At 71.4% G+C, this 25,200-nt stretch carries 20 protein-coding genes; 9 read left to right on the top strand and 11 right to left on the bottom strand.

Annotated features, from left to right (window positions below; translation table 11 throughout):
* Nucleotides 1–42: 42 nt before the first annotated feature.
* A complete protein-coding gene (locus G401_RS0139575) occupies nt 43–1,206 on the bottom strand; it encodes an ABC transporter substrate-binding protein (RefSeq protein ID WP_027346831.1) in 1,164 nt (387 codons plus the stop codon).
* A gap of 245 nt (nt 1,207–1,451) precedes the next feature.
* Here G401_RS0139575 and G401_RS51590 point away from each other — a divergent pair, with 245 nt between their 5' ends.
* The 5 genes from G401_RS51590 (at nt 1,452) to G401_RS0139550 (ending at nt 6,676) form a co-directional block, all read left to right on the top strand.
* The gene (locus G401_RS51590; RefSeq protein ID WP_051367931.1) at nt 1,452–3,725 is read left to right on the top strand and encodes an MMPL family transporter; all 2,274 of its coding nucleotides are present in this window, start codon (nt 1,452–1,454) and stop codon (nt 3,723–3,725) included.
* Between the two features lie 20 nt (nt 3,726–3,745).
* Nucleotides 3,746–4,567, top strand: a complete 822-nt coding sequence (locus G401_RS0139565; protein WP_027346830.1) for an HAD family hydrolase — start codon at nt 3,746–3,748, stop codon at nt 4,565–4,567.
* A 92-nt stretch (nt 4,568–4,659) separates the two neighbouring features.
* Entirely contained in the window at nt 4,660–4,956 is a 297-nt protein-coding gene (locus tag G401_RS0139560) for a hypothetical protein (protein WP_245602074.1), read from the top strand.
* A complete protein-coding gene (locus tag G401_RS0139555) occupies nt 4,956–6,095 on the top strand; it encodes a DUF6745 domain-containing protein (protein WP_084558112.1) in 1,140 nt (379 codons plus the stop codon). Before G401_RS0139560 ends, G401_RS0139555 begins: the two co-directional genes overlap by 1 nt.
* Before the next feature lie 86 nt (nt 6,096–6,181).
* Nucleotides 6,182–6,676 (top strand): NUDIX domain-containing protein, encoded by a 495-nt coding sequence (locus G401_RS0139550; RefSeq protein WP_027346827.1) that lies wholly within the window; start codon nt 6,182–6,184, stop codon nt 6,674–6,676.
* Between the two features lie 358 nt (nt 6,677–7,034).
* Here G401_RS0139550 and G401_RS51585 read toward each other — a convergent pair whose 3' ends face one another.
* The 5 genes from G401_RS51585 to G401_RS0139525 are packed head-to-tail and all read right to left on the bottom strand — an operon-like array spanning nt 7,035 to nt 12,068.
* The gene (locus tag G401_RS51585) at nt 7,035–7,931 is read right to left on the bottom strand and encodes an STM4011 family radical SAM protein (protein ID WP_051367930.1); all 897 of its coding nucleotides are present in this window, start codon (nt 7,929–7,931) and stop codon (nt 7,035–7,037) included.
* Complete coding sequence (locus G401_RS0139540) at nt 7,928–9,250, bottom strand: STM4012 family radical SAM protein (RefSeq protein WP_034594525.1); 1,323 nt, start codon at nt 9,248–9,250, stop codon at nt 7,928–7,930. The genes G401_RS51585 and G401_RS0139540 overlap by 4 nt, the downstream gene beginning before the upstream one ends.
* The gene (locus G401_RS0139535; RefSeq protein WP_245602073.1) at nt 9,250–10,065 is read right to left on the bottom strand and encodes an STM4013/SEN3800 family hydrolase; all 816 of its coding nucleotides are present in this window, start codon (nt 10,063–10,065) and stop codon (nt 9,250–9,252) included. Before G401_RS0139535 ends, G401_RS0139540 begins: the two co-directional genes overlap by 1 nt.
* Nucleotides 10,062–11,132: an STM4014 family protein gene (locus G401_RS0139530; protein WP_027346824.1), complete on the bottom strand. Its 1,071-nt coding sequence runs from the start codon at nt 11,130–11,132 to the stop codon at nt 10,062–10,064. The genes G401_RS0139535 and G401_RS0139530 overlap by 4 nt, the downstream gene beginning before the upstream one ends.
* A 12-nt stretch (nt 11,133–11,144) precedes the next feature.
* On the bottom strand, nt 11,145–12,068 hold the full coding sequence (locus tag G401_RS0139525) for an STM4015 family protein (protein WP_027346823.1): 924 nt from the start codon (nt 12,066–12,068) through the stop codon (nt 11,145–11,147).
* A 32-nt stretch (nt 12,069–12,100) separates the two neighbouring features.
* Between G401_RS0139525 and G401_RS58130 the strand changes: the two genes are divergently transcribed.
* Nucleotides 12,101–12,304: a hypothetical protein gene (locus G401_RS58130; RefSeq protein WP_027346822.1), complete on the top strand. Its 204-nt coding sequence runs from the start codon at nt 12,101–12,103 to the stop codon at nt 12,302–12,304.
* A 25-nt stretch (nt 12,305–12,329) separates the two neighbouring features.
* A complete protein-coding gene (locus G401_RS0139515) occupies nt 12,330–12,878 on the top strand; it encodes a hypothetical protein (protein WP_027346821.1) in 549 nt (182 codons plus the stop codon).
* Between the two features lie 29 nt (nt 12,879–12,907).
* On the opposite strand, the gene G401_RS0139510 is transcribed toward G401_RS0139515, so the two are convergent.
* Entirely contained in the window at nt 12,908–14,074 is a 1,167-nt protein-coding gene (locus G401_RS0139510; protein WP_027346820.1) for an ROK family transcriptional regulator, read from the bottom strand.
* Between the two features lie 81 nt (nt 14,075–14,155).
* Complete coding sequence (locus G401_RS0139505) at nt 14,156–14,908, bottom strand: TetR/AcrR family transcriptional regulator (protein ID WP_027346819.1); 753 nt, start codon at nt 14,906–14,908, stop codon at nt 14,156–14,158.
* A 165-nt stretch (nt 14,909–15,073) separates the two neighbouring features.
* Here G401_RS0139505 and G401_RS0139500 point away from each other — a divergent pair, with 165 nt between their 5' ends.
* A complete protein-coding gene (locus G401_RS0139500; protein ID WP_027346818.1) occupies nt 15,074–16,684 on the top strand; it encodes an MFS transporter in 1,611 nt (536 codons plus the stop codon).
* Nucleotides 16,685–16,916: 232 nt separating this feature from the next.
* On the opposite strand, the gene G401_RS0139495 is transcribed toward G401_RS0139500, so the two are convergent.
* The 3 genes from G401_RS0139495 to G401_RS0139485 form a co-directional block, all read right to left on the bottom strand.
* The gene (locus tag G401_RS0139495) at nt 16,917–19,430 is read right to left on the bottom strand and encodes a DUF4832 domain-containing protein (protein ID WP_027346817.1); all 2,514 of its coding nucleotides are present in this window, start codon (nt 19,428–19,430) and stop codon (nt 16,917–16,919) included.
* A gap of 88 nt (nt 19,431–19,518) precedes the next feature.
* A complete protein-coding gene (locus tag G401_RS58125; protein ID WP_084558108.1) occupies nt 19,519–22,536 on the bottom strand; it encodes a fibronectin type III domain-containing protein in 3,018 nt (1,005 codons plus the stop codon).
* 61 nt (nt 22,537–22,597) lie between these two features.
* Nucleotides 22,598–23,995: a DUF4832 domain-containing protein gene (locus G401_RS0139485; RefSeq protein ID WP_027346816.1), complete on the bottom strand. Its 1,398-nt coding sequence runs from the start codon at nt 23,993–23,995 to the stop codon at nt 22,598–22,600.
* A gap of 200 nt (nt 23,996–24,195) precedes the next feature.
* Between G401_RS0139485 and G401_RS0139480 the strand changes: the two genes are divergently transcribed.
* Nucleotides 24,196–25,194, top strand: coding sequence for a carbohydrate ABC transporter permease (locus G401_RS0139480; RefSeq protein WP_084558106.1), 999 nt, complete (start codon nt 24,196–24,198; stop codon nt 25,192–25,194).
* Nucleotides 25,195–25,200: the final 6 nt, after the last annotated feature.

The raw sequence follows: 25,200 nt of genomic DNA, 5'->3' as shown, positions 1-25,200 counted from the left end.
GGGGCCGGACGGTGTCGTCCGGCCCCGGCCACGGGTGCGGGATCAGTCGTTGGCGTCGAGGACGAACTTGCCGTCCTTGAGCACGAGCGCCTTGAGCGTCGGGTTGTTCGGCCGGCGGGTCTGCGGGTTGAAGGAGAAGTCGCCCCACTGGACGCTCGGGAACGTCGTGGACTGCTGGAAGCCCTTCAGTACGCCCTCCCGGCTCGCTCCGCCGCTGCGGGCCGCCCGCACGATCGTGTTGAGCGCGTCGTACGCGTACACGATGAAATCGCTCGGCTCCTCGGACGGGTACTTGGCCCGGAACGCGGTGACGAAGGACTGCACGCCGGCCGCGGGGTCCTCGGTGACGAAGGCGCCGGAGATGACGTCGCCGTCGGCCGACTTCGCCGCGCCCGACGTGAACTCCGGCACGTTCTGCCCGCCGAAGAACCGGCCGGTGTAGCCGACGTCGCGCAGCTGGTTGGCGACCAGTACGCCGTCCGGCCCGTATCCGATGTGGACGACGGCGTCCGGCTTGGCGTCACGGGCGTGGATGAGGGTCGGCCGGAAGTCGGTGCCCTTCGGGTCGAAGCCCGAGGAGTACGCGATGTTCAGGCCGTACTTCTTCGCCGCGGCCGCGAAGAACCCGAACGCGCTCTTGCCCCAGTCGGTCTCCTGGTAGACGACCGAGACCGTGGTGGCGTACTTCTTCACGGTCCGGGCGTTCCAGTCCTGGAAGAAGTCCTGGGTCAGCGACGTCGACCACTGGTAGTCCGTCCCCTTCGCGGTGAAGTCGGGGTTGGAGTTGGTGAAGCCGAACTGCACCAGCTTCGCGGCCGTGTACGTGGGGCTGGCCGCGATCGACGCGTTCGACGAGAAGTCGCCGAGTTCGGCGATGACGCTCGTGTCGGCGACGAACTTCTGCGCCACCACGACGGACTGCTTCGGGTCGGACTGCGAGTCCTCCCATTTCAGGCCGACCGGCCGGCCGTCGATCCCGCCGTCGGCGTTGATCTTGTCGAGGGCGAGTTCGAAGCCGAGCTTCCACAACCGGCCGTACTCGGCCAGGTTGCCGGTGACCGGCGCCGACACTCCGAAGTAGACGGTGCCGCCCGGGGAGGCGCCACCGGAGCCGCTGCCGCCTTCACTGAGGCTGCAACCGGTCAGCGCCACCGCGATCAGCGCGGCCGCACCGGCGGCCAGCGCACGCCTGCGCACGGTACTCACGACGAATCCTCCTAGGACTGCTATGTCGGCGGCGGCCCGTAAGCCGAATCACCACATCTCCCATTGGTTTAGTAGACTATAGCGACACGAGGCCCGCCGAGCACACCGAGAGCTCACTCACATCGCCGGGCGGGAAGATGCCCGCACCTCGCCGGTTTCGGCTCCGCCGGCGCCGGGTATCCGCGACCGCGCGCCGGGACCCCGCCCGCGCGTACAGCGGGTGACCGCGGAAGGTGAGGGCGGTCTTGAACCCCCAGCTCGACGACGACCTCGACGCCCCTCGCCCCCGATGGCGGCCGAGCACCCTCCTGGCCGTGTACGCGCGCCTGATCGTCGCCTCGCGCTGGGTGATCGTGGCCGGGTGGGTGGTCGCGGCGTGGGCCGCCGTCGCCTTCCTGCCGGCGGTCGGGCAGGGCGGCGAGGATCTCGAACAGCTGGTGTCGCTGGACAACCCGGCCGTCCACAGTGAACTCGCGTCCTATCAGAAGTTCGGCTTCCCACTGCTCAGCCGGGTCGCGATCGTCCAGCGCGACCCGCACGGGCTGCCGATGGACGTACAGGCCGAGGCGGCCACCCGCGCGTGGGACGTCAGCCAGGGCAAGGACCCCGACGCCGGGCCGATCCTCGCCGCCGTGCCCGTGACCAACACGGCCAAGCTGGTGCCGGGGTCGCGCGAGGACGGCACCACGATCATCACGTACCTGTTCACCGGGCCGGACGTGACCTTCGCCGGGCAGGTGCAGGCCGCGCACGACTTCGTGGACAAGCACTACGACCAGCGTGACAAGGTCGTCGGCGTCACGGGATCGGTGCCGGCCCGGGTCGAGCAGAGCGACATCGTCCTGTCCCACGTACGCTGGGTCGAGGCGGCCACCGTCGCGGCGGTCTTCCTCATCGTGGCGTTCGCGTTCCGGTCCGTCGTCGCACCGATCCTGGCCCTGGCCGTCGCGGGCCTGTCCGCACTGCTGACCCTGCACGTCGGCGGGGCGCTGGCCACGCATTTCGGGGTGGCCGTCCCGCAGGAGACCCAGCCGCTGCTGGTGGCCCTCCTGCTCGGCGTCGTCACCGATTACGTGGTCTTCTACCTCTCCGCCGTACGCGGACAGCTCGCCGCGGGCGCCGACCGGATCACGGCGGCGCGCTGGGCCACGGCCCGCTTCTCCCCCATCATCGCCACCGCCGGGGCGACCGCCGCCGCCGGGACCGGGGCGCTGCTGGTGGCCGGCTCGCCGACGTTCCGCGCCTTCGGCCCGGGGATGGCCGTCGCCGTGCTGATCGGCATGATCGTCGCCGTCACCCTCGTGCCCGCGCTGCTGGCCATCCTCGGCCGGGTCGTGCTGTGGTCGCCGCGCCGCGACGTCCGCGACGACCCCGCCGAGGAAAGGGTCGCGGCGTCCGGGCGCTGGTGGGCGCGCGTACTGACGTGGCCGGGATTCTCGTTCGTCGTGCTGGTCGCCTGCGTCGGCGGCCTGCTGTGGGCGGCCGCGCCGATCCAGCACATGTCGCTCGGGGTCTCGTTCGTCTCGTCGCTGCCCGCCGACGACCCCACCCGGCAGGCGGCCGACCAGGCCGAGGCCGGGTTCGCCGGCGGCATCCTGTCCCCGACCGAGCTGCTCGTCGAGGGCACCGACCTGCCGTCGCACGAGAGCCAGCTCGCGAAGCTGGCAGCCGCGCTGCGCCACGAGCCCGGGGTCGCCGCGGTCATCGGACCCGGCCAGGTCGGCGTCCCACCGGAGGCCGCTCCCCAGGTACGCAAGCTGTTCCAGACGCCCGACGGCACCGCGGCCAGGTTCCTCATCGTGCTCAAGGACGAACCGCTCGGCGCGACGGCTGTGCGTACGCTCGACCGGCTGCGCGACGACCTGCCGGGCCTCGCCCAGCACGCCGGGCTGACCGGGGTGCGCACGAGTCTCGGCGGGGACACGGCGATCGCCCAGGTGGTCGTCGACCAGACCACACACGACCTCGGCCGGATCGCGATCGCCGCGCTCGCCGCGAACCTGCTGTTCCTCGCCCTGTACCTGCGGGCGCTGATCGCCCCGATCGCCCTGCTGGCGTGCAGCGTCCTGGCCATCGGGGCGACGCTCGGCCTGACCACGCGGCTGTTCCAGGACATCCTCGGCCACGATGGGCTGACGTTCTACGTGCCGTTCGCCGCTGCCGTGCTGCTGGTCGCGCTCGGCTCGGACTACAACATCTTCGGCATCGGGCCGGCCTGGAAGGAGGCCGGGACGAGACCGCTGCGCGAAGCGCTCGCCCTCACCCTGCCGCAGTCCGCCCGGGCGATCCGGACCGCCGCGATCACCCTGGCGGTCAGCTTCGGCCTGCTGCTGCTCATCCCGCTCGGACCGTTCCAGGAACTCGCCTTCGCGCTGTCGGTCGGCATCCTCATCGACGCCTTCGTGGTCCGCTCGCTGCTGGCCCCGGCCCTGCTCAGCGTCATCGGCACGGCGAGCCAGTGGCCGGGCCGCCAGCTGATCCGGCGCCGGCGGCCCGCGTACGCGACCGACGACGAATGAGCGCGCCGTAGTCTGACCCGATGGATCTGGCCGTCGTCGACCTCGACGGAACCCTGCTGCGCTCCGATGCCACCGTGTCGGAGCGGACGCGGGCGGCGTTGGCGGCGGCCCGGGCGGCCGGGATGCGGATCGTCGTCGCGACCGCGAGGCCGCCCCGGTTCCTGCCCGTCCTCATCGCCGGCGCGGGACTCGGCGGCCTCGCGGTCTGCTGCAACGGAGCCGTCCTGCACGACATGGACACCGGCGTCACCGAGGTCCTGGCCGCCCTGCCGTCGGACGTCGCCCGGGCCGCCGCGGAGACCATGGCGGCGATCGCACCGGACATGGCTTTCGCGGTCGAGACCGGTACGCGAGCACTGGCCGGACCAGGTTGGCGCCGCGGCGCCCGGCGTGATCCGGCGCGGCTGGATGTGCGTACCGTGGAAGAACTCTGGGACGCCGAACAGTGCGTGAAACTGCTGGGCTGGACCGGCGGTGAGGTGACCACCGCGGCGCTGGAGCGGTGGCGCGCGGCGCTCGGATTGTCGGTGACCTACTCGGGCGCGGCCGGGATGGTGGAGATCGCGGCCGCGGGCGTCTCGAAAGCCGCCACCGTACGCGCGCTGTGCGAGCGGTGGGGGGTGACCGCGGACCGGGTGGTCGCGTTCGGCGACATGCCCAACGACCTGCCGGTGCTGGAGTGGGCGGGCCTGTCGGTCGCGGTCGCCAACGCCCACCCAGAGGTACGCGAACGCGCCGACCTGGTGACGGCCAGCAACGACGAGGACGGGGTGGCGCTCGTCCTGGAACGGCTGGCGGCCTCCCGTGCGGTCCCGGACGGAACTGTCGTACCCGCCGCGTAGCCTGTGGCCATTCCCGACGGACGTGGGTCCGTCCTTGGGTGTGGGTCAGTCTCGGATGTGGGAGCGCGATGCACAGGCAAGGTGACGTTCTGGTGGTCCCCCTCGACGAGGCGGATCTTCCGGCGGGATTGGTGGCCGCGCCGCGCGACCGCCGCAACCGCATGGTGCTGGCCCTGGGCGAGGCGACCGGCCACGCGCACGTGGCCACCGGCGACCGGGTGTCGCTGCTGTGCCCGCCCGACGAACCCGACCGGCTCTACCTGGTCATCGAGGGCTACGGCCGGCTCGTGCACGAGGAGCACGGCCCGGTGTCGCTGAGCCCCGGCGCGTACCGCGTCGTGCGGCAGCGCGAGTACTTCCCCGGCGCGATCCGGTTCGTGGCCGACTGATGGGCCAGCCGACCGACACCGCCGTCGATGCGCCGACCGACCCGCTGATCGACGATGCCCGGCTCGCCGAGCGGGCCGAGGAATGGCTCGCCCACGGGCTGTCCACCGCACCGGCCGACCGTCCCGCCGCCGAGGCCGGGGTCCGCGCCGCGTACCGGGCCGCCGGGCTGGCCGAGCCCGAGCACATCGTGTGGCTCGGCTCCCCCGCGGCCGGGGCCGCCGCCGTGGCCATGCTGTCGAGAGGCGAATCCGGCGATCCCTACGTCGCCGACTGGCTCGCCGAGCAGGGCGTCGTGCCCGGCGAGGTGACGCTGGGCGCGAGCGTGCGGTCGAAAGTGCGTACGGGCCCGTGGGCGCGGGCCCGGTCCGCGATCGCCGGCGCCCTCGGCCCGGTCGGCTACGCGCGGCACAGCGTGGCGACGACCCGCCGCTGCTGGCAGCAGCTGACCGAGCGGATCGTCAGCCCGGTCCGCACCCGGCTCGACGCCGACTTCTCGGCCGACGGCGACCTCGGCGAGGCCGCCCGGGACGCGCTGCTCGACGTCATCCACGGCCAGTACGACGCGGCGTGGCTGGCCGCGTTCGACGACGAGCAGCCGGAGCTGGCCGGGCTCGCCCAGGTCGCCCGGTCCGCCGGCTGGTGGTGGGCGTTCGAGCGGATCGCCGTCGTCACCGAGCGGCCCGCGCAGCTGCACCGCGACAACCTCGGCCGGCTGCACCAGGCGGGCGGCCCGGCACTGTCCTACCCGGACGGTTTCAGCATGTACGCGTGGCGCGGCATGCCGGTCCCCGACGACGTCGCCGCGCAGCTGCCGGACCTGACCGCCGAACGGATCCGGACGGAGGAGAACGCCGAGATCCGCCGGGTCATGCTGGAGTACTTCGGCTTCGACCGCTACCTCAGCGAGTCCGACGCGACCCGGGTCCAGTCCGACGACTACGGCATCCTGTGGCGCGTCGACCTGCCCGGCGACGAGCCGCTGGTCATGGTCGAGGTCGTCAACTCCACGCCGGAACCGGACGGCACCAGCCGCACCTACTTCCTGCGGGTGCCGCCGAGCGTGCGTACCGCCCGGGAGGGTGTGGCGTGGACGTTCGACCTCACCGCCGACGAGTACGCGCCGCAGCAGCAGACCTGACGTTCGCCTATGTACGGCAGCGACCAGACGAGGTGATCGTAGTGTCCGGAGATCATCGCCCCACCCGGCGGACTACGACGCCGAGGTTGCGCCGGGCCGTCCGGGCGATCATGGTGGACGAGGACGACCGCATCCTGTTGTGCCGGTTCGTCCCTCCGCACCCGGCGGTGCCGAGCCAGGCGACGGGCGTGTGGGCGGCACCGGGCGGGGGCGTCGAATCCGGCGAGGATCCGCTGACGGCCCTGCGCCGCGAGCTACGCGAGGAGACCGGTCTCCCGATCATCGCGGACCCACCGCACGTCTGGCACCAGGAAATCCTCTTCGCCGACTCGGCGCCGGGCTTCGACGGGATCGTCAACGACTACTTCCTCGTCCGAGTGAGCCACTTCGAGCCCCGCGGCGAGTTCACCGACGACGTGCTCGCCGCGGAGGAGAACCTGGCCGCGTTCCGCTGGTGGCGGCTCTCGGAGATCGTCGGCTACACGGGCCCTGACCTGTTCTCGCCCCGCGACCTCGCCACACCATTGACGGCGCTGCTCACCACCGGTACGCCGACGGCTCCGGTCCCGCTGGGCCTGTAGGTCGCGGCTCTGCGGTCGCTTGTGTGGATCGGCCCGCCCTGCCTTCCTCGGCGTCGCTTCGCCGGGATCCGGCGATCACGCCGTCACCGGGATGGCGTCGAAGGGCAAGCGGGATCTTGACGGATGTGGCGAAATCAACGCTTCCCGCCGCCGGTAGGGTCGGTTTCGCCACATCGGTCAAGATCATGTCGCCGGCAGTCGGTACCTTTCCGCATTCATCCGAGTTGGAGCGGGCCGCAGCAGACCGGATCTTGACGGATGTCCGGAGAGAAACATCATTCTGGCCGGAATGACGTCACTTTCCAGGCATCCGTCACGATCCACATTCGGCGTGCCTCGATCACGAGCGGAGACCGCGTCAGAGGTGTGCCGCCGATCTGATGGACTGGTGGGGCGTACCCCAGGTGGGCAGGTTGGCGGGGATGCGTTCGGCGACCCCGCCCGCGAACACCTCGTGCAGGCCGAGCCGCTTGAGGTGCACGTATCCGATGTGGCAGTCGCAGCTGGTCGCCGGGCACGCCCGCGGCTTCAGGGCTGCCCGGAACGAGCCGTCGTAGAGGTTGCCGAGCGGCTCGGGCAGGAAGTGGCAGCGGCGTACGAGGCCGTCTCCGTTGACCGACACCGCCGTCTCACCGGCCCAGCACTCGTGGCCGGCCGAGGCGTGCGGGCGGACGCTGTAGCCGAACAGGGGGTCGATGTCCGTCCACTGTGTCTCTTCGTCGGCGGTGTACCCGTGCCCGTCGGCCGCGTTGATCCACAGGTACGTGCCGGCGGGCAGGGCGGCCCGCATCGCCCTCGCCTCGTCGAGGTGTTCGGGCAGCCCGACCATGCCCACCGAATGCCGGATGCCGTGCCCGTCCAGGGTCGCGCAGGCGCGCAGGAACCGCTCCCGGGTCGTCTGGCCGGGATGGTAGGTCGCCCACAGCGCGAGCCGGGACGCGTCCGCCTCGGCCACCCAGCCGAGCCGGCCCGCCAGGTTCGTCTGGATGGCGACCCGTTCGACGTGCGGCTGGTGCGACAGGCGTACCAGGGCGTCGCGGTACCACGACCGGGTCAGGCCCTCGCCCCACGGCGTGAAGAGCACGGAAAGCTTGTCGCCGAACGGGTTCGCCACCGTCCAGTCGACGAACCGGTCCAGCGCCGCGCGGTCGGCGCGCAGTTGTTCCGGGCTGTCGCGCCGCTTCGCGAACGGGCAGTACGGGCAGTCGTAGTTGCAGCTGGAAAGCGGCCCCCGGTAGAGCATGAGCAGGTTCACCGTACGGCCGCCCCGGTCATCGCGGCGCGGACGGTGTCGGAGATCAGCCACGGGCCGATCTGGTCGCCGCGGCCGACACCCTCCGGGGTCAGCGCGAGCCGGTCGCCGTCCCACGCCGCCCAGCCCCGGTCTTCGAGCTCACCCAGGTGCGGGTGGTCCGCGCCCGGTTCGGTGCCGAACCGCGCGCGGTAGGCGGCCGCGTCGAGCCCGTCGGTCCGCAGCAACGTCTTCACCAGCCAGCGCAGCCGCTGCTCGCGCTCGTCCAGGGCGAAACCCACCTCCGCGTACGCGAAGTCGCCGGCCGGCCGGTCCAGGTAGTCCTCGATGATGCCGCGCACCTCGGCGATGCCGACCGCGTAATCGAAGGAGTAGTGCAGGTCCCGGGTGTAGGAGCGGGCGCCGCAGCCGAGTCCGATCATGCCGTCGTCCTGGCAGCAGTAGTCCGGGCCGCCCGGATCGGCGACGTCGGCCCGGCGGAAGTGGCGCATGGACAGCTGCCGGTAGCCGGCCGCCAGCAGGAGGTCGCGGCCCTGCCGGTAGAGGTCGAGCCGCTGCCGGTCCCACTCGTCGTCGGGCCCGTCGGGCGCGCCGCGCCGGCCGAGACCGGTCAGCGGCCGCACGTACAGCGGGTAGAGGAAGAGCTCTTCGGGCCGCCAGCCCAGCGCCGTACGCAGCGAGTAGTCCCACGTGTCGGCGGTCTGCCCGGGAATGCCGTAGATCAGGTCGAGGTTCAGCATCGGGAAACCGGCCGCCCGCAACGCGTCCAGCGCCCGGTCGACGTCTTCCCGGTGCTGAGGCCGCCCGGCGGCGTGCGCCTCGGTGTCCAGGAAGCTCTGTACGCCGATGCTGACCCGCTGCGTACCGTGGGCGGCCAGGATCTCCAGCCGGTCGGGGGTCGCGGTCGCCGGGGAGGTCTCGACGGACAGCCCCGCCGCGGCCGGCCGCAGGCCCAGCACGTCTTCGGTGACCGCGAACAGGTCGGCCAGCTCGGCGGCCGTCAGGTAGGTCGGCGTACCGCCGCCGAAGGCCGCCCGGGCGTACGCGGCCGGGCCGACCGCCGACGCGACCTCCTCGGCCTGCACCCGCAGCTGCCGCAGGTACGCCGACACCTGCTCGGCGGGCGGCCGGGCGCGGGTGAACAGGTTGCAGAAGCCGCAGCGCATCTCGCAGAACGGAACGTGCACGTAGAGGAACAGCCCGTCGCGCGGCTCGTCCCGCCACACGTCCTTCAACGCCGGCCGCGGTTCCAGCCGCCGGTACGCCGTCTTGTGCGGGTACGCGTACAGGTAGCCCTGGTACGGCGAGCCGTCGAGCATCATCACCAGTCTCCGGGGTGCAGGGTGAAGTGGGCGTACGGGACCGTCCAGACGACCTCGTGGCCGACGCGGTGCCCCTGGTGCCCGTCCTCGCCGTACGCGGTGCCGTGGTCGGCGCACACGATGACGAAGCACGGCCGGCCGCGCGAGGTCAGCAGGGCGAACAGCCGCGGCAGCCGTCCATCCACATACGACAGCGCGGCGGCGTGGCTGTCGACGCTGTCGGCGTCGGCGCCCGGCAGGTAGTGCCGGTTGGGCTGGTGCAGGGCCGACACGTTGAGGAACGTGAACAGCGGCCGCGCCGGTGCCAGCCCGCCGATGCTCGCCTGGAGCTGGTCGAGCTGGTGGCGCAGCGAATCGGGTTCGGTGACGCCGAACTCCGGCCGCCAGTGGTCCTCGCGGAACAGTCCCGGCAGGACGCTGCCCAGCGCCGAGCGGCGGTTGAAGAAGCCGACGCCGCCCAGGCACAGCGTGTGGTACCCGGCGTCGGCCAGCCCGGCGACCAGGTCGGGCGCGTCGAACACCCAGGTGCCGTCGGCGGTCGTCTCGCTGCCGGGGAACCGGGCGGCGAACAGCCGGGCGTGGGGACCGGACCCGGCCGGGGTCGGCAGGAAGCCGGCGAAGAACGCGTGATGCGCGGCGTAGGTGAAGCTCGCCGGCGTGTGCCGCCGCTCCCAGACCCCGCCGGGCAGGACCCGGGCCAGGTTCGGCGTACGCCCGGCGGCGGCGAGGTCCGCGGCCACGTCGTAGCGCAGCGTGTCCAGGGTGATCAGGGCGAGGTCGTGCGAGCCGACGACCGCCGTCATGTCCGGGCTCACGCGGTCACCCACCGGCTCGCCGCCAGCGAGGCCAGCTCCGCGTCATAGGTGTCCCGGCCGTCGACGAGCAGGTTGGGCAGCAGGTCGCCGAACGCGTTGACCTCGGCGACGGCGTGCGAGCGCCAGCCGGAGCCGAGCATCAGGTCGACGCCGACGTGCGGGCTGCCCGGGAACGCGTCCGCCACCCGGCGGCAGGTGTCCAGGGCCGCCGCGTACTCGGGGCCGGCGGCGGCGCGCACCTCGGCCAGGTCGCCCCGGACGCCGCCGAGGTGCAGGTTGGTCATCGGCGAGGTGCTGCCCCGCACGACCACGTGCGACGGTTCGCCGCCGATCACCACGACCCGCAGGTCGATGACGCGCCCGCCGAGCCCCGCCTTCGGGAACCAGCGCTCGACGTGCAGGCCGTCGGGGGCCAGCCGGTCGACGATCGCCGCGACCGTCTGTTCGTCGCGATGGCGGCGTACGCGCAGGGAGTTGAACAGCTTGCCGCCGGCCGGTTCCACTGACGTGGTGGCCGACAGCCGCCCCGCGGGCCCGAATTCGAGCGCGATCACGCCCGCGGCCGACGACCCGTGCCGGGGCTTGACGAAGACGCGCCGCCACCCCGCGTCCGTCAGCCGCGTACGCAGATCCGCCCAGTCCACGGGGGACTCCGGCAGGGCGGGCGGGACCGGGATGCCCGCGGCGGACAGCCGGGCGTGGCAGGCCGCCTTGTCGAACATGACCGCCACCTCGGCCGGGTCCCCCCACAGGTACGCGCCCTGTTCCCGGGCGGCGTCGGCGACCCGCTCGACGGCCCGGCGGAATCCGGCGTACCAGGACCGGCCGCCGGCCAGCTCGCCGTGCTCGAGCGGCACGGCGGCGCCGCGCAGCAGCCGGTCCACTTCCGGGTCCTCGCCGGGGGACTCCAGGCGTACCAGGGAATGGGGTGTGAGACGGAGCGCGGCGCCGGCGGCGACGTCGTGCCAGGCGACGATCTCGGGTTCGGGCAGGCCGGCCCGCGCCGCCGCGGCGGCGAACAGCACCGCCCGGCGGCTGCCCGGGTTGGCGACGACGGTCAGCCGCATGTCACGCGACCCTCACTCGGCGACCGAGACGTAGCGCCAGCCGTCGTCGTCCTCGACCAGCTCGGACAGGTCGACGGCGACCCCGGCCTCGGCGAGCTCGGCGGTCAGCCGGCGCATCACGGGCTCGGTGAGGTAGTGGTGGTGCAGGTCCAGGCGGCGCAGGTGGGTCAGGGGCTGGCCGGCGAGCAGGGCCGCGGCGCCGGTGTCGGTGAGGACCCCCATCGACATGTCGAGCTCTTCGAGGCGGGCCACGACCGGCGCGAACGCGACGGCCGCCGCGACCTCGTCGGCGATCTCGGCGTTCTTCAGGCCGAGTGCCGTCAGCTTCGGCAGCCGGCTGCCGGCCAGGATCGGGGCGAGGTCGTCGACGATGGCGCTGCCGCCGTATTCACTGGTGCCCAGCCACAGCTCCAGGTGGGTGAGCTCGGGCAGGTCGCAGTCGCCGACGGCGCGCACGACCTCGGCGCCGAGGCCGCCGGCCTGGAACGTCAGGCTGCGCAGCGACGTGTGCCGCAGGGCCTTGAACAGCAGGCCCTGCCCGCCCCGGACGGTGAACGTCACGAGCCCCGGGTACGCCTCGAAGATCGGCGTGATGTCGGTGTGCTGGATCCACGAGATCTCGCACTCCTCGAAGGTGATCTCGCCGAGGAACAGGGCCCGCAGCGAGGTCAGCCGGGCGGCCCCGCCGGCGATCCGGTCGACCGGCGGCGGGCTGTCGTAGGAGCTGCCCCAGTTGCCGATGACCAGCGTGGTGACCTCGCCCGCCCACTCCTCGGCGAGCAGCGCGGAGAAGTGCTGCTCGAACGCGCCGCTGCCGTCGTACTCCGGGTCGTCGATGCGCCACGCGACCGCGGCGGGGTCCGCCACCGGCGCACCGGCGGGGTAGTCGACGACGGGCAGGCCCGCGAAGGTCGTGATGTGGTGGGCGATGGCCACGGCGGTTCTCCCGGTGAGGTCGAGGGTGTCGCGTGCGCACGGACATTAACAGGCGCCTGCGACACCCCCGGCGCCGCGACTGGGCCCGCTTCCTGGCCGGTCGTGAGTGGGCCGAGGCGAACGCCGCCGCCCGGATCGCGGCCCTCGGCGGGCGGCCGGTGCCGACGACCGCTATCGTCGCCGAAACACTGGTCGGCGACTGGCTGGTCGAGATCGAGGTCATCGCCGCCGGCTGAGCCGCATCCACGAGAAGGAGCAGCTGTGCAGGTGTCGATCCCCGCGTACTGGGTCGCGAACGGCTTCCACACGACCGTCTGTACGCGTCACGGCGCTGCCGCCACCCGCACCCCGGCGACGAGGTTCGAGTCGGCCCCGGCGCCGTGGACCTGGGCGACTCTTCCGTTGGGCGGCGTCGTGTTCCTCGCCATCCGGGCGGCGACGCGCCGGGTGGTGGACGTGCCCCGGTGGGCGTACTGCGACCGGTGCGGGCGGCGGCGGACGACGCTGCTCACCGCGGGCTGGGTCCTCATCGGACTGATGGTGGCGGGATTCGCGCTGGGCATCGCCCTGACCACCCACCCGGAGCACGATGTCGAGCAGTTCGGCCTCGACGCGGGCCAGGCGGTGGGGTTGATCGTCGCGGGCTTGGCCGGCTGGATCGTCCTGCTCTTCTCGCGCCGCGCGGTGATCGCCCGGGCACAGGTCAGCCGCGACGGCGGGGAGATCCGGGTCCGCCGGGCCGCGCCGGAGTTCGCTGCGCAGGTCGAGGCCGCGATGCGGCCGCAGGCCCCGGCCCCGCTACCGCGATGAGGGCGGCGCCGAGACCTCGTGAGGAGGAATCAGGACGCGCGGCGCGGCGCCACCGGTGCGGACAGGCCCGCGCCGAACAGCCGCAGGTCCACCTCGTCCAGGGCCAGCCGCAACGCGCCGAGCGCCACGCTCTCGTCGCCCAATGTGGACGCCCGGATCTCCGGTACGCGCAGGCACAACCGTTCCAGCTCGCGGCGCAGCACGTCGCTGATCAGGTCGGCCGACCGGGAGAAGCCGCCGCCGATCACGACCACCTGCGGGTCGAGGGTCAGCACGAGGGCGGCCGTGCCGACGGCGAGATCCTTGGTGTATCGGCGTACCGCGGTCTTGGCGGCCGGGTCGCCGGCGCGGGCGGCCGCGAACACCCAGGCCGCCGCGTCGTCCGGCCCCACCGACTCCGGTACGCCCGGACAGCCCTGCAGATGCGAGGGGGCGTCCAGCCAGCGTACGGCGCGCAGGGCGCCGATCTCACCGGCGGCGCCGCCGAAGCCGCGCCGCAGCGTCCCGTCGATGATCAAACCGGCGCCGGTACGCATTCCGGCCAGCACGTAGACGATGTCGTCGGCGTCCTGGGCCACCCCGTGCCACCGCTCGGCGACGGCCGCCAGCTTGCAGTCGTTCTCGACCTGGATCGGGCAGGAGAACCGCCGGCCGAGGTGCTCCACCGGGTTGACCGAGGACCACCCGGGCAGCGGAGTGAACAGGGTGGTCCGGCCGCTCGCGTCGACCGGGCCGGTGACCCCGACGGTGATCGCCCAGATGTCCGCCGGGTGGATCTTCGTGTACTCCAGCGCCTCGGCGATCGCCGCGTCGACCGCCTCGAGCCGGGTCGAAGGATCGGCGTCGGGGGCGACCGGATGGCGTACAGAATGCACAGCGGTACCGTCGAGGTCGGCGATCATCGCCAGCACCTTGTGCCCACCGATGTCGACGCCGAGTACATGGCCGGCGCTCGCCCGGAACTGGTAGCGGCGGGCGGGGCGGCCGACGATGCTGCCGGTCGGCTCGACGATCGTGACCCATTCCTCGGCGATCAGTCCTTGCACCATGACGTCGACCGACGGCCGGGACAGGCCGGTACGCTGCGCCAACTCGGTGACGGTGGCCGGCGGCTGGCCGCGCAGCGCGCGTACGACGCTCAGGGAGTTCAGCTCGCGCAAGCGGGCCAGGTCGGTGCCGGTCATGGCCCCCGTCACGAGTACCCCCTCCGAATATCGCTGTAGTCTTTACGAACTCTACCTGATTCCCCGACCCTCGTCAGGGGGCCGATCTCAAGGTCACACGCTCCCCGCGCGGGTCGCCATGAGGGCGGCGATGCCGTCCAGGATGCGGGCCAGCCCGAAGGAGAAATCGGCGGCCGGATCTTCCGGCCGGTCCATCGCGCCGCCGTCGATCGCCTTGCGCAGCAAGGGAAATCGATCGGCCTGCACCAGGTGCCGCAGCAACCCGCCGAACTCGGCCATCACCGCGTCGGGGCTCCGCCCGCCGGCCCGCGCCGCCTCGACCATCTGGCCCTGCATGAGGGCGCCGTGCCGGACGTAGCCGTTGATCAGCATGAGGAGGGACAGCTTCTCCACCTCCGCCAGTGGGGTGCCGGTCAGGGCGTGCAGACCGGCCTCCATCCAAGCGAGCTGCCGGGGGGTGACCGGCGGCGCGGCCATGGGCACCTGCACCATCCACGGGCTCTCCTGGAAGAGGGCGGCCATGCCGTGCGCCCACCGCTCGACCGCGGCCCGCCAGGTCTCACCGGCCGCCTTCGGCGGCGGCGGCTCGCCCGCCGCCGCCTCCAGCATCAGCAGGACCAGTTCATCCTTGTTGCCGACGTGGCGGTAGAGCGCCATCGCGGAGGTCGACAACTGCTGGGCGATCCGGGGCATGGACACCGCGGGAAAGCCCTCGGCACGGGCGACGTCGACGGCGGCCGCGACGATGCGCTCGGCGTTCAGGGTCGGCTTCGGCCCCTTGGTGGGCCGCTCCCGCAGACCCCAGGCCGCTTGCAGGGCCGGGGGCACCGGGCCGGTCTCGGTCATCGACGCTGCCTTCTCGACGCTGCCTGCTGTGACGCCGCCTTCGCTGCGCGGGGCTTGACCGTCATTCTAGTACTGCGTAATACTTAAACAGTAACGCATAAGCCTTACGCAGTAGATTCGCGCGTGTGCGATGGCCATGGAACAGCCGGACAACAGGAGGAAGCCGTGCCAGACACGACGACCCCGCCGCGAGCGGGCCGGCGCGAGTGGATCGGGCTCGCGGTACTGATCCTGCCGCTGCTGCTGGTCTCGATGGACGTCTCGGTCCTGTACTTCACCGTGCCGTTCATCAGCCGGGACCTGGCGCCGAGCAGCACCGAGCAGCTGTGGATCTTCGACATCTACGGGTTCGTGCTCGCCGGATTCCTGATCACCATGGGCGCGCTCGGCGACCGGATGGGACGCCGCCGCCTGCTGATGATCGGGGCGCTGGGCTTCAGCTCGGCGTCCGCGCTGGCCGCGTACGCGGGCAGCGCACCGATGCTGATCGGCGCCCGGGCGATTCTCGGCGTGGCGGGCGCGACCCTGATGCCCTCCACCCTCGCGCTCGTCCGCAACATGTTCCACGACGACAAGCAGCGCGCCACCGCGATCGCGGTCTGGACCGGGGTGATGACCGGCGGTATCGCGCTCGGCCCGATCGTCAGCGGCCTGCTGCTCGAACACTTCTGGTGGGGATCGGTCTTCCTGATCAACATTCCGGCGATGGTGCTGCTGCTGGCCCTGGCGCCGGTCCTGCTGCCGGAGTACCGCAACCCGGCGGCCGGCCGGTTCGACCTCGCCGGTGCCGTCCTCTCGATCGTGGCGGTCCTGCCGGTCATCTGGGCGATCAAGGAGATCGCCGCGCACGGCGCCGACCTGACCCGGGCCGCCGCCGGCCTCGCCGGTCTGGTGATCGCGGCGGTGTTCGTCCGGCGGCAGCGGCGCCGTGCGGACCCAATGCTGGACCTCGCGATCCTGCGCCGACCGGCGTTCGCGGGTTCGGTCGCGGTGAGCCTGCTCGCGACCTTCGCGATGATCGGTTTCGCGGTCCTGTCCACCCAGTACCTGCAGCTGGTCCTCGGCATGAGCCCACTGCGGGGTGCACTGTGGAGCCTCGTGCCGTCGGCCGGGGTCGGCGCGACCGCCCCGATCGCGGCCACGCTGGCCCGGCGCGGCGTGGACCGGGCGAAGATCATCGCCGTGGGGTTCGTCGTGGCCGCCGCCGGGTTCGCCGTACTCAGCGCCGTGCCGGTCACGTCGGGCCTCGGCGTGTGGCTGGTGGGATCCGCGCTCTACGTGGCTGGCATCGTCGTGGTGCTGTCGACGGCCACGGAGCTCGCCGTCGGCACCGTTCCCCCTGAGCGCGCCGGGGCGTCGTCGGCGTTGATGGAGACCGCGAGCGAATTCGGCGGCGCGCTGGGAATAGCGATCCTCGGCAGCGTCGCCACCGCGGTCTACCGCGCCCGGATCACCGATGCGGCACCCGCCCTGGCCCGGGAAACCCTCGGCGGAGCCGTGGCCACCGCCGGGCGCCTGTCCCCGACCGCGGCCGCGGATCTGCTGCGGTCCGCCCGGGAGGCGTTCGTCGCCAGCATGCACACCACCGTCTGGACCAGCGCCGCGATCATGCTGCTCGCCGCCGTGGTCGCGCTCGCCGCCCTCCGCAGAGCGTCTGATCATGATCAAGATCTTTTTGGGCATGGTGTCCCGGGTTCGTCGATCTCGCCTCCGCTCCTCCCGCGGGAGACCGTTCCGCCCCTATCGCTGCGCTCCGGGGACTCCACTGCCACCTGAGTGGGGCGACGCATCGTCCACCGCGGATCGGTCACCGTTTCACCCGAACCCGCCAAGCGCGCCCGCCGGCCTTGATCATGTCGCTCGTATACGTCGAAATCCGGCCGTCGCAACATATACGCGCGACATGATCAAGGTCTGGCCATCACCTTCGACAGATATGCGCGACATGATCATGGACGTCGAGCCGAACCGGCCCGGCTCGCCGACGGGCGGCGAGCCGGGAGGCGGGTCACTGGAACGAGATGGCGTCGATGGTGATGGTGCTCGCGCCGCCGTACCAGAAGCCCATCGCGAGCTGCCCCGGGCTGGTCCGGCTCATGCCGTTGGCGACCATCGGGATCTTGATGTCCTGGTAGGCGGTGGTGACGGCCGGATGCCCGCCGCCGTCCAGGGTGAAGTCACCGAAGACCTTCGTGACCCCGCCGAGGTTGAGGTTGAAGTGCGCCTGCTCGCCGCCGGCCGCGCCCTTGATCCGGACCACCAGATACGTGTACGCGGAGAGGTCCGTGTTCACGTCGCTGCCGAACCACCCGCAGTTGTTGTATTGCAGGCTGAGCGCCCCGCCGGACACGACCCCGGAGCCGCCTCCGTTGAGGAAGCAGTTCCCGCCGGTCCACTTCCCGAGGTCGTTCAGCGCCGATCCCGGGTACGCCGGCGTCCCGTCGAAGTCGTCGAGAACGCGCCCGGCCGGCGGCGGTGCCGTGGTGCTGACGGTCAGCGGAGAGCTGGCCGCCGAGGCGTTCCCGGCCGCGTCGACGGCCACGACGGTGTAGGCGTACGCCGTCGAGGCGGTCAGCCCGGTGTCGGTGAACGTGGTCGCGGCGACCGTGCCGGCCAGGGTGGATCCCCGGTAGACGCGGTAGCCGGTGACGCCGACGTTGTCGGTCGACGCCGTCCAGGACAGGCCGATCGTGCTCGCCGTCTGGTTGGGCGAGGTGAGGCCGGTGGGCGTACTCGGGGCGGCGCAGTCGGTGCACCCGACGTTGACCGTCACCGTGTTGCTCACCGCCGACACGTTGCCGGCCGCGTCCTTGGCCCGGACCGTGTACGCGTACCCGCCCGGCGCCAGACCGCTGTCGGTGAACGTCAGCCCCGTGACGGTCGTGATCTTGGTGCCGTTGCGGTAGAGGTCGTAGCCGGTCACGCCGACGTTGTCGGTCGACGCCGTCCAGGACAGGGAGACCGCGGTCGTCGTGTGGCTCGGGCTGGACAGGGTCGGGGTGCTCGGCGGATCGCAGTCCCCCGGGCACGGTCCGACCGTGACCCCGGTCGCCAGCGTGTTGTAGCCGGTCGTGGCGTTCCACGTGCCGGTGTTCGCCAGCCGGACGTCGTACGCGGGATTCGAGCGCAGGCTCGCGTACTGGTCGGGCAGCCAGAGGGCCACGGTGTAGGAGCCCTGGGCCATCGACGGCAACGTGACCGTCTGGGTCGGAATCGTGACCGCCCCCGGCACCCACGTACGCGCGTCCACGCCCGGCAACGCGATGTCGTAGCGATGCGTACCGCTGTCGAACACGAGGTAGACCGGGCGCTGCTGGATGGGCGACGCGTACCCGTCGTTGGCAAGATGCGCGGCGAAGGTGAAGGCGGAACCGGGCGTCGGCGCGCTGGTGAAGGTGGCGTCGATCAGGCGGAGGCGGTAGCCGAGCTTGCGCTTGGCCCGGGTGAAGAGGGTCTCGGCCGGGTCGTTGCCGGCGGCGGCGAGGTTGGCCGCCTTCCAGATGTTGATGTTGACCGGCGCGTAGTCCTCGTTGATCTCGGTCCAGTGCTGGTGGGACAGCTCGTACTGGGCGTTGACCCCGGCGGCGTCGTCGGCGCCGGCGGAGTCGCAGGTCTCACCGCCGACGAACTGGTTGCCGCCGGTGGAGGTGGCCATGTTGTAGACCCACTGCTTCTTGGCGCTGGTGTCGAACCAGCCGAGCCACGAGTTCTGGTCGTAGGTGCCCATGTCGGCGCTGTCGGACAGGAAGCAGTCGTCGTGGAAGCCCAGGCGATCCTTGTCCTGGGTGGTCAGCAGGCAGTTGTCGGGCAGCGAGCACGGCGACGGCGGCGTGGTGCGCTGCAGGAACTCGTAATTGAAGATCGGGTACCGGACGGCGACCGGGACCGAAGCCGGGGTCGACACCATGATCTTCTTGATCAGCCGGTAGCGCACGAGCGCCTGGTCGGCGTTGAACGCGTCGGTGAACTGGCTGTCGTGCCATTCGCCCCAGGCGCCGAGGAAGCCGGCCTCCAGGTGGTCGATCACGTCCGCGTTGGCGGTCAGGACCGGGCCGAGCTGGTCGAGGTGCCGGTTCATCTGCGCCTCGGTGACGGCCGTGGACTCCGACCACGCGTACGCGAACCGCAGCACGATCTTCAGCCCCTGGGCCCGGATCGCGGCGAGACCGGTGCCGAGATTGTCCAGCAGGGCGGGCGGCAGATCGGCCGTCTTGTACTTGTCGAGGTGGACGTAGCTGTGGATCAACGTGTCGCCGTCGCCCTTGGCCCGGGCGAAGGTGCGGTCGAGCATGTCCGGCGAGAACCCGGCGATGCTGTTGTTGGTGGCGTAGTCGTTGACCGTCGGGTCGTTGATGATCTCGTACCGGTTGTGGAATCCCCGGTCCGGATTCGGGAAGACGGTCCCGAGGTCACCGGTGAACGTGACGGTACGCGTACCGGTGTCGGCGGCCGCCGGACCGGTGACGGTCATGGCCAGCGCCGTGACCGCCGCGAGGAGTAAGAAGGCAAGACGGGGCTTCATGGACACGGATCCCTTTCCGTGAGCGGAAGAGGCCCGGGGGTGCGCTCCCAGCACCCCCGGGCCGGCTGAGTGGTCGGAACCGGTGGAATCAGTTGGTGAAGCTGATCGAATCGATGGAGACCGTGCTCGCGCCGCCGTACCAGAAGGCCAGGGCGAGCTGCCCCGGGCTGGTGCGGCTCATCCCGTTGGCGACCATCGGGATCTTGACGTCCTGGTAGGCCGTCGTGATCACCGGATGCCCGCCACCGCTGAGGGTGAACTGGTTGAACGGCAGGGTGACGCCGCCGAGGCCGAGCGTGAAGTGCGTCTGCTCGCCACCGGCCGCCCCCTTGATCCGCACGACCAGGTAGGTGTAGCCGGACACGTCGGTCGCCACGTCGCTGCCGAACCAGCCGCAGTTGTTGTACTGCAAGGCGAGCGCGCCACCCGACTCGACGCCGGAACCGCCGCCGTTGAGGAAGCAGTTGCCGCCCGTCCACCGGCCGAGGTCGTTCAGCGCGGTGCTCGGATACGTCGGTACGCCGTCGAAGTCGTCCACGACCAGACCGGTGGGCGGCGGTGTGGTGCCGGACGACGTGCTGACGTTCAGCGCGCTCGACGCCGCGGACACGTTCCCCGCCGCGTCGACCGCCCGGACCGTGTAGCTGTACTGCGTACCGGCGGTGAGGCCGGTGTCGGTGAACGAGGTCGTCGTCGCCGTTCCCGCCAGGGTGGTGCCGCGGTAGACCCGGTAGCTCGCGACGCCCACGTTGTCCGTCGACGCCGTCCAGGACAGGCCGATCGTCGTGGTCGTCTGGTTCGGCGAGGTCAGGCCGGTCGGGACGCTGGGCGCGGCGGTGTCCCCCGCTCCCCCGGTCCCGACCGTGATCCGGTCGACGTCCGGGGCCCATCCGCTCGCGTTGGCCACGGTGATCGTGTTGTTCCCGGCCGCCAGGGCCAGGTTGACCGTCGCCGAGACGACCGTCGTCCAGCCGCCGCTGGCCGCGAAGTTCACCGTGGTCGGCGTACCGCCGTTGACCGACAGGGTCGCCGACCGGGCCTCGGCCGACGCGTAGTAGACGGTCACCGGCGTACTGCCGCCGCTGCCGCCGGCCACGCCGGTGAAGGTCAGCGTGCCGCCGTTGCCGAGGTAGCCGACCTTCGAACCGCCCGAGCACGGGCCGCACGCGGACACCGCCGCCCCGCCCGCCAGGGTGTTGCCGCTCGCCTCGGCCTCGTAGCTTGCCGGGGAACCGCCCCCGCCGGCCGTCTGCGTCGACACCGTCAGCGGGCTCGACGCCGCCGACACGTTCCCGGCCGCGTCGTACGCCGCGACCGTGTAGGTGTACGACGTTCCGGCGGCCAGCCCGACGTCGGTGTAGCCGGTCGTCGTGGTGGTGGCGATCTGCGTACCGTTGCGCAGCACGCGGTAGCCGGTGACACCGGTGTTGTCCGTCGAGGCGTTCCAGGTCAGGCTGATCGACGCGCTCGTCTGGCTCGGCGACGCCAGGCCACCGGGCACGCTCGGCGCCGCGGTGTCCCCGCCGCCGCCCGAACCCACCGACATCGACCCCAGGCCGACCCAGCCGTCACTGCCCTGGGTGGCGTTGGCGAACCGGAACTTCTTCGCGCTCGCCGACACCGTCTCCAGCGGGTTCTTCACCCGCAACACCAGGGAGTACGCGCCGGAAGCGAGCCCCGACAGGTCGACCGCCGACTGGAAGTACTGCGGATAGCCGTAGTCGAGGTAGGTCGGGTCCGATCCCACGCCCCAGTCCGGGAACGCCCGGATCTTCAGCGGCTGCACGGTACGCAGATCCCAGGAGGTGTCCCAGCTGCGTACGACGGCTCCGGTGCTGTCCTTGACGCCGAGGGTGACCGTCCACGGGTAGTAGAACGGGGCGACGCCGTCGTTCTTGATCTGCACGCCGACGTTGGTCGTGCCGGTCGCCGAGTTCTTGAAGTACGCGTTGCTGACGCTCAGGTTGTAGCCCATGAGCCGGACGGCGGCCGCGACGTTGGCGTCGGTCGCCGCGTAGCTCTGGCTGGTCTGGTTGATCTTCCAGGTGGTGTGCTCCAGCTCGATGCAGGCCTTCATGTTGTCGACCTGCCCGGAGCCGCCGGGCCAGAACGAGAACGCCGAGGACTGGATCTCCGGCCGGACCTCGCCGCCCATCGAGTCGGTGGTCCACTTGTTCTCCACGCCCACGTTGAGCGCGCGCTGCAGCTGCGCGTAGTTCGCGCCGCCGAGGGACTGCGGCAGGGTCACGCCCGCGAGCGGGCTGCCCTCCTTGTAGCAGAACGAGTCGTCGTGGTAGCCGACGTCCAGGTTGTTGGCGCCGCCGCCGCCCGAGTCCGGGTAGCGTACTTCCAGCTTGGTCTTGTTGAAGGCGTTGTCGTAGTCGGTGATGATCTGCGCGGCGTGCGCGTCGGTGGGCATCAGGTTCGGGTAGCTGTCGCCGGTCGTGTCGGTGTCGAACGGCCAGGTGTGCCACTCGCCCCAGAGGCCGATGAGACCCAGGTGGATGAAGCCGATCCGCGGGTCGCCGTCGTAGCGGGCGCCGAACGCGGCGATGAAGTTGCCCAGCGCCGTGAGCAGGTACGCGCTGTCGTAGTCGGGGCTGACGGTGCCCCAGTACGTGTTGTTGCGGTAGGTGACGTGCCCGTCGAAGCAGTGCGGGATGGCGTTGCCGGGGTGGGTGCCGCTGCCGCCGGGGTATTCGAGGTAGAAGCGGATCGCGGCCTGGTTGCCGTAGGACGCGATCTCGTTGAGCGCGTTGTCCAGGACGGTCCAGTTGTAGCTGTTGCAGTTGGCGGCGTCGGTCATCACCTCGGACAGGCCGAAGTAGCTCCACTGCAACGAGTGCGGGTAGCCGGAGTTCTCGTTGTCGCCGGGGAAGTAGTAGCGGGCGAAACCCTTGAGCGGGTTGTCCAGCGCCCCGTCGGCGTACGCGAGGGCGTGTGCCGTCAGGGCCGGGTCGGGAGTGGCGGGCGCCGCCGGCCGGGCCGGTACGCCGTGCGGCGTCGGGGTGAACGCCGCGGCGGGGCCGCCGGTGAGGACGGAAGCGACGAGCGCGGTCGTCAGCAGCGCCGCTGACAGCCTTCGTCGCAGGGATGAACTGCGCATGCGAAACCAACCTCCGGGTAGAGGGGCGGGTTGGGACGGGACGCGGAGTCTGTGGGTGTTACTAGAGGCGGATGCCGCCCAGGGTCAGCCAGCCCGTGAGGGTCTGGTCCTGCCCGGCGTTGGCGAAGCGCAGCGGCACCCCGTTGGGCATCGGGTTGGCCGCCCGCAACACCAGCGTGTACGCGCCCGGACGAAGGTCGCGTAGGGGTAGCCGGGTACTGAACTGCGCGGCGGCCTGCGGAGTGACCGTCGTCAGCCGCCACGGCGTGGTCCAGGTCTTCGCGATGCGGCCGTGCTTGTCGACGGCCGCGATCTGCACCGGCCAGTCGTAGTAGAACGGGGCGACGCCCAGATCCTGCATCCGCACGTCGACGCCGAGTTCGTGCCGCCGTCCGTCCACAGTGGTACGCACGCCGGTCGCCTGCAGCCGGTAGCCCATCGACTGCGCACCGGCGAGGGCCCGGTCGTAGTTGCCACCTGTGTAGCCGGGCGCGAACGCGTACTGGTTGAGCAGCCAGGACACGTGCGTCTGGGCGACCCCGCCGGGAAAGTCGTTGTCGGCGAAGTCCTCGATGACGGGGCAGTCCGCCGGCGCGTCGAAGATGCAGCCCTGGATCTCCGGGCGCAGCTCCCCGCCGATCGACTGCGTCAGCCACTTGCCGGTCGCCCCGGCCTGGGTCATCTTGTCCATGAAGTGCCAGCCGGGCCCGGGCAGGGTCTCCACCGCGAACGAGTCGTCGTGGTAGCCGACCGGCGCCGCCGCGTTGTCCGCGCCGGGATACCGGACCTGCAGCCGCGTACGCCGGAACGCACTGGTGTACGCGTTGACGACCCGGGCCTGCTCGGCGGCGGAGGCGAGCCAGTTCTCCGGCTTCGCCCAGCCGTCGTACGGGTAGGTGTGCCACTCGCCCCAGAACCCGATCAGGCCGAGCTGGATGAAGCCGATCCGCGGGTCGCCGTCGTACCGGTGGCCGAAGGCGGCGATGAACGTGTCGAGGGCGGTGTCGAGGGCCGGGTCGTCGTAGTCCGGGGACACGCTGATCCCGTCGTTGCCGTAGTCGTCGTAGGAATGCGTCACGAGACCGCCGTCGAGCAGGAACCGCGGTACGCCGGACGGCTTGCCCGGATAGTCCAGGTAGAAGCGGAACGCGGCCTGGTGCCCGCGGGCGGCGATCGCGTTCAGCTGACTTTCCACGGCGGACCAGTCGAGCCGGTCCGGGCCGGACATGACCGCGTTGACCGGCAGGTAGAACCACTCCATCGAGTACGGGAACGTGCTGTAGCTCCCGGCGTACGGGATGAAGCCGGTGAGCGGGTTGACGACCGGGGCGGGTCCCGGCGGCACCGGCCGCCAAGGGGCTTGCTGGGCTGCCGCCGGGGTCGCCGGTACGCCGGCCGCCACGGTGGCGAGGAGTGCGACGAGCACGGCGAGGCCGCGCTTTCGCGTCGAGGTACCCATGCTGTGCCGGACCTCCAGAGCTGGACTTGAGACAGGCATGTGCTAGCGGAGCTGGGCATACACGGATCGTCAGAGCCGGTCCAGTCCGGACCGTTTCCGACTTGAGACGATGAGGTGTTGACAAAGTTTCGCTGAGCCATTGCATTATTAGGGCGAGTCTTCGACGAAGGCAAGAGCCCAATCACAGACAGGTTTCGATCATGTTGACCCAGCCGCAGGGCACCCCCGGCACGAACGTGGCGACGGCCGCGTCCGGCCGCGGCCGGCCCGACCTCCCCGGCGGCGGCCGGTCCGGCCCCCGTTCCCAGCCCGCCGGCGCGGCCGCGCGCCGCAAGCGGGACGACCGGCGGGTGGCGCCGTTGTTCCTGCTCCCCGTGCTGATCGGCTTCGCGCTGTTCTACGTCTACCCGACGATTCGCGGCGTGTGGTTCTCGGTCACGGACTACTCGCTGCTCAACACGCCGTCGTTCGTGGGCGCCGACAACTACACGAAGCTCGTGCACGACCCCCAGTTCTGGGACTCGCTCAAGGTCACCGCGTACTACGTGCTGATCAACATCGGGTCGCAGACGGTGCTGGCGCTCGGCCTGGCCGCCCTGATGCACCGGCTGACCAGGTCGGTCTGGGTCCGCGCCATGCTCCTCGTGCCGTGGCTCGTGCCCAACGTGACCGTCGGCCTGCTCTGGCTGTTCCTCCTCGACGCCAACCTCGGCTTCGTCAACCACCTGCTCACCGCGGTCGGGCTGGACAACATCGGCTTCTTCACCTCGCCGAGCTGGGCGATGCCGTCGGTCGCGCTGGTCAACACCTGGGCGTACACCGGCTACACGGCCCTGCTGTTCTACGCGGGCATGCTGCAGACCCCGCAGCACCTCTACGACAGCGCCGCCCTCGACGGCGCCGGCGAGCTGCGGATGTTCCGCAACGTCACGCTGCCGCTGCTGCGCCCGATCATCGCCCTGGTGCTGGTCGTGTCGATGATCGGCTCGTTCCAGATCTTCGACACGGTCGCGGTGACCTCCAAGGGCGGCCCGGTCGGCGCCACGCGGGTCATCTACTACTACATCTACCAGCAGGCATTCACGTACTTCCACATGGGGTACGCCTCGGCCGCCGCGATGGTCCTCGTCGTGATCCTCGGCATCCTCACCTTCGTCCAGATGCGCCTGCTACGCGCCTCCCGCTCCGACCTGGGCTAGGAGAAC

Origin of the sequence: Hamadaea tsunoensis DSM 44101 (assembly GCF_000428945.1) — a bacterium.
Classification (GTDB): domain Bacteria; phylum Actinomycetota; class Actinomycetes; order Mycobacteriales; family Micromonosporaceae; genus Hamadaea; species Hamadaea tsunoensis.
The sequence above is the reverse complement of the archived record's forward strand: the minus strand, read 5'-3'. Positions and strand labels throughout refer to the sequence as shown.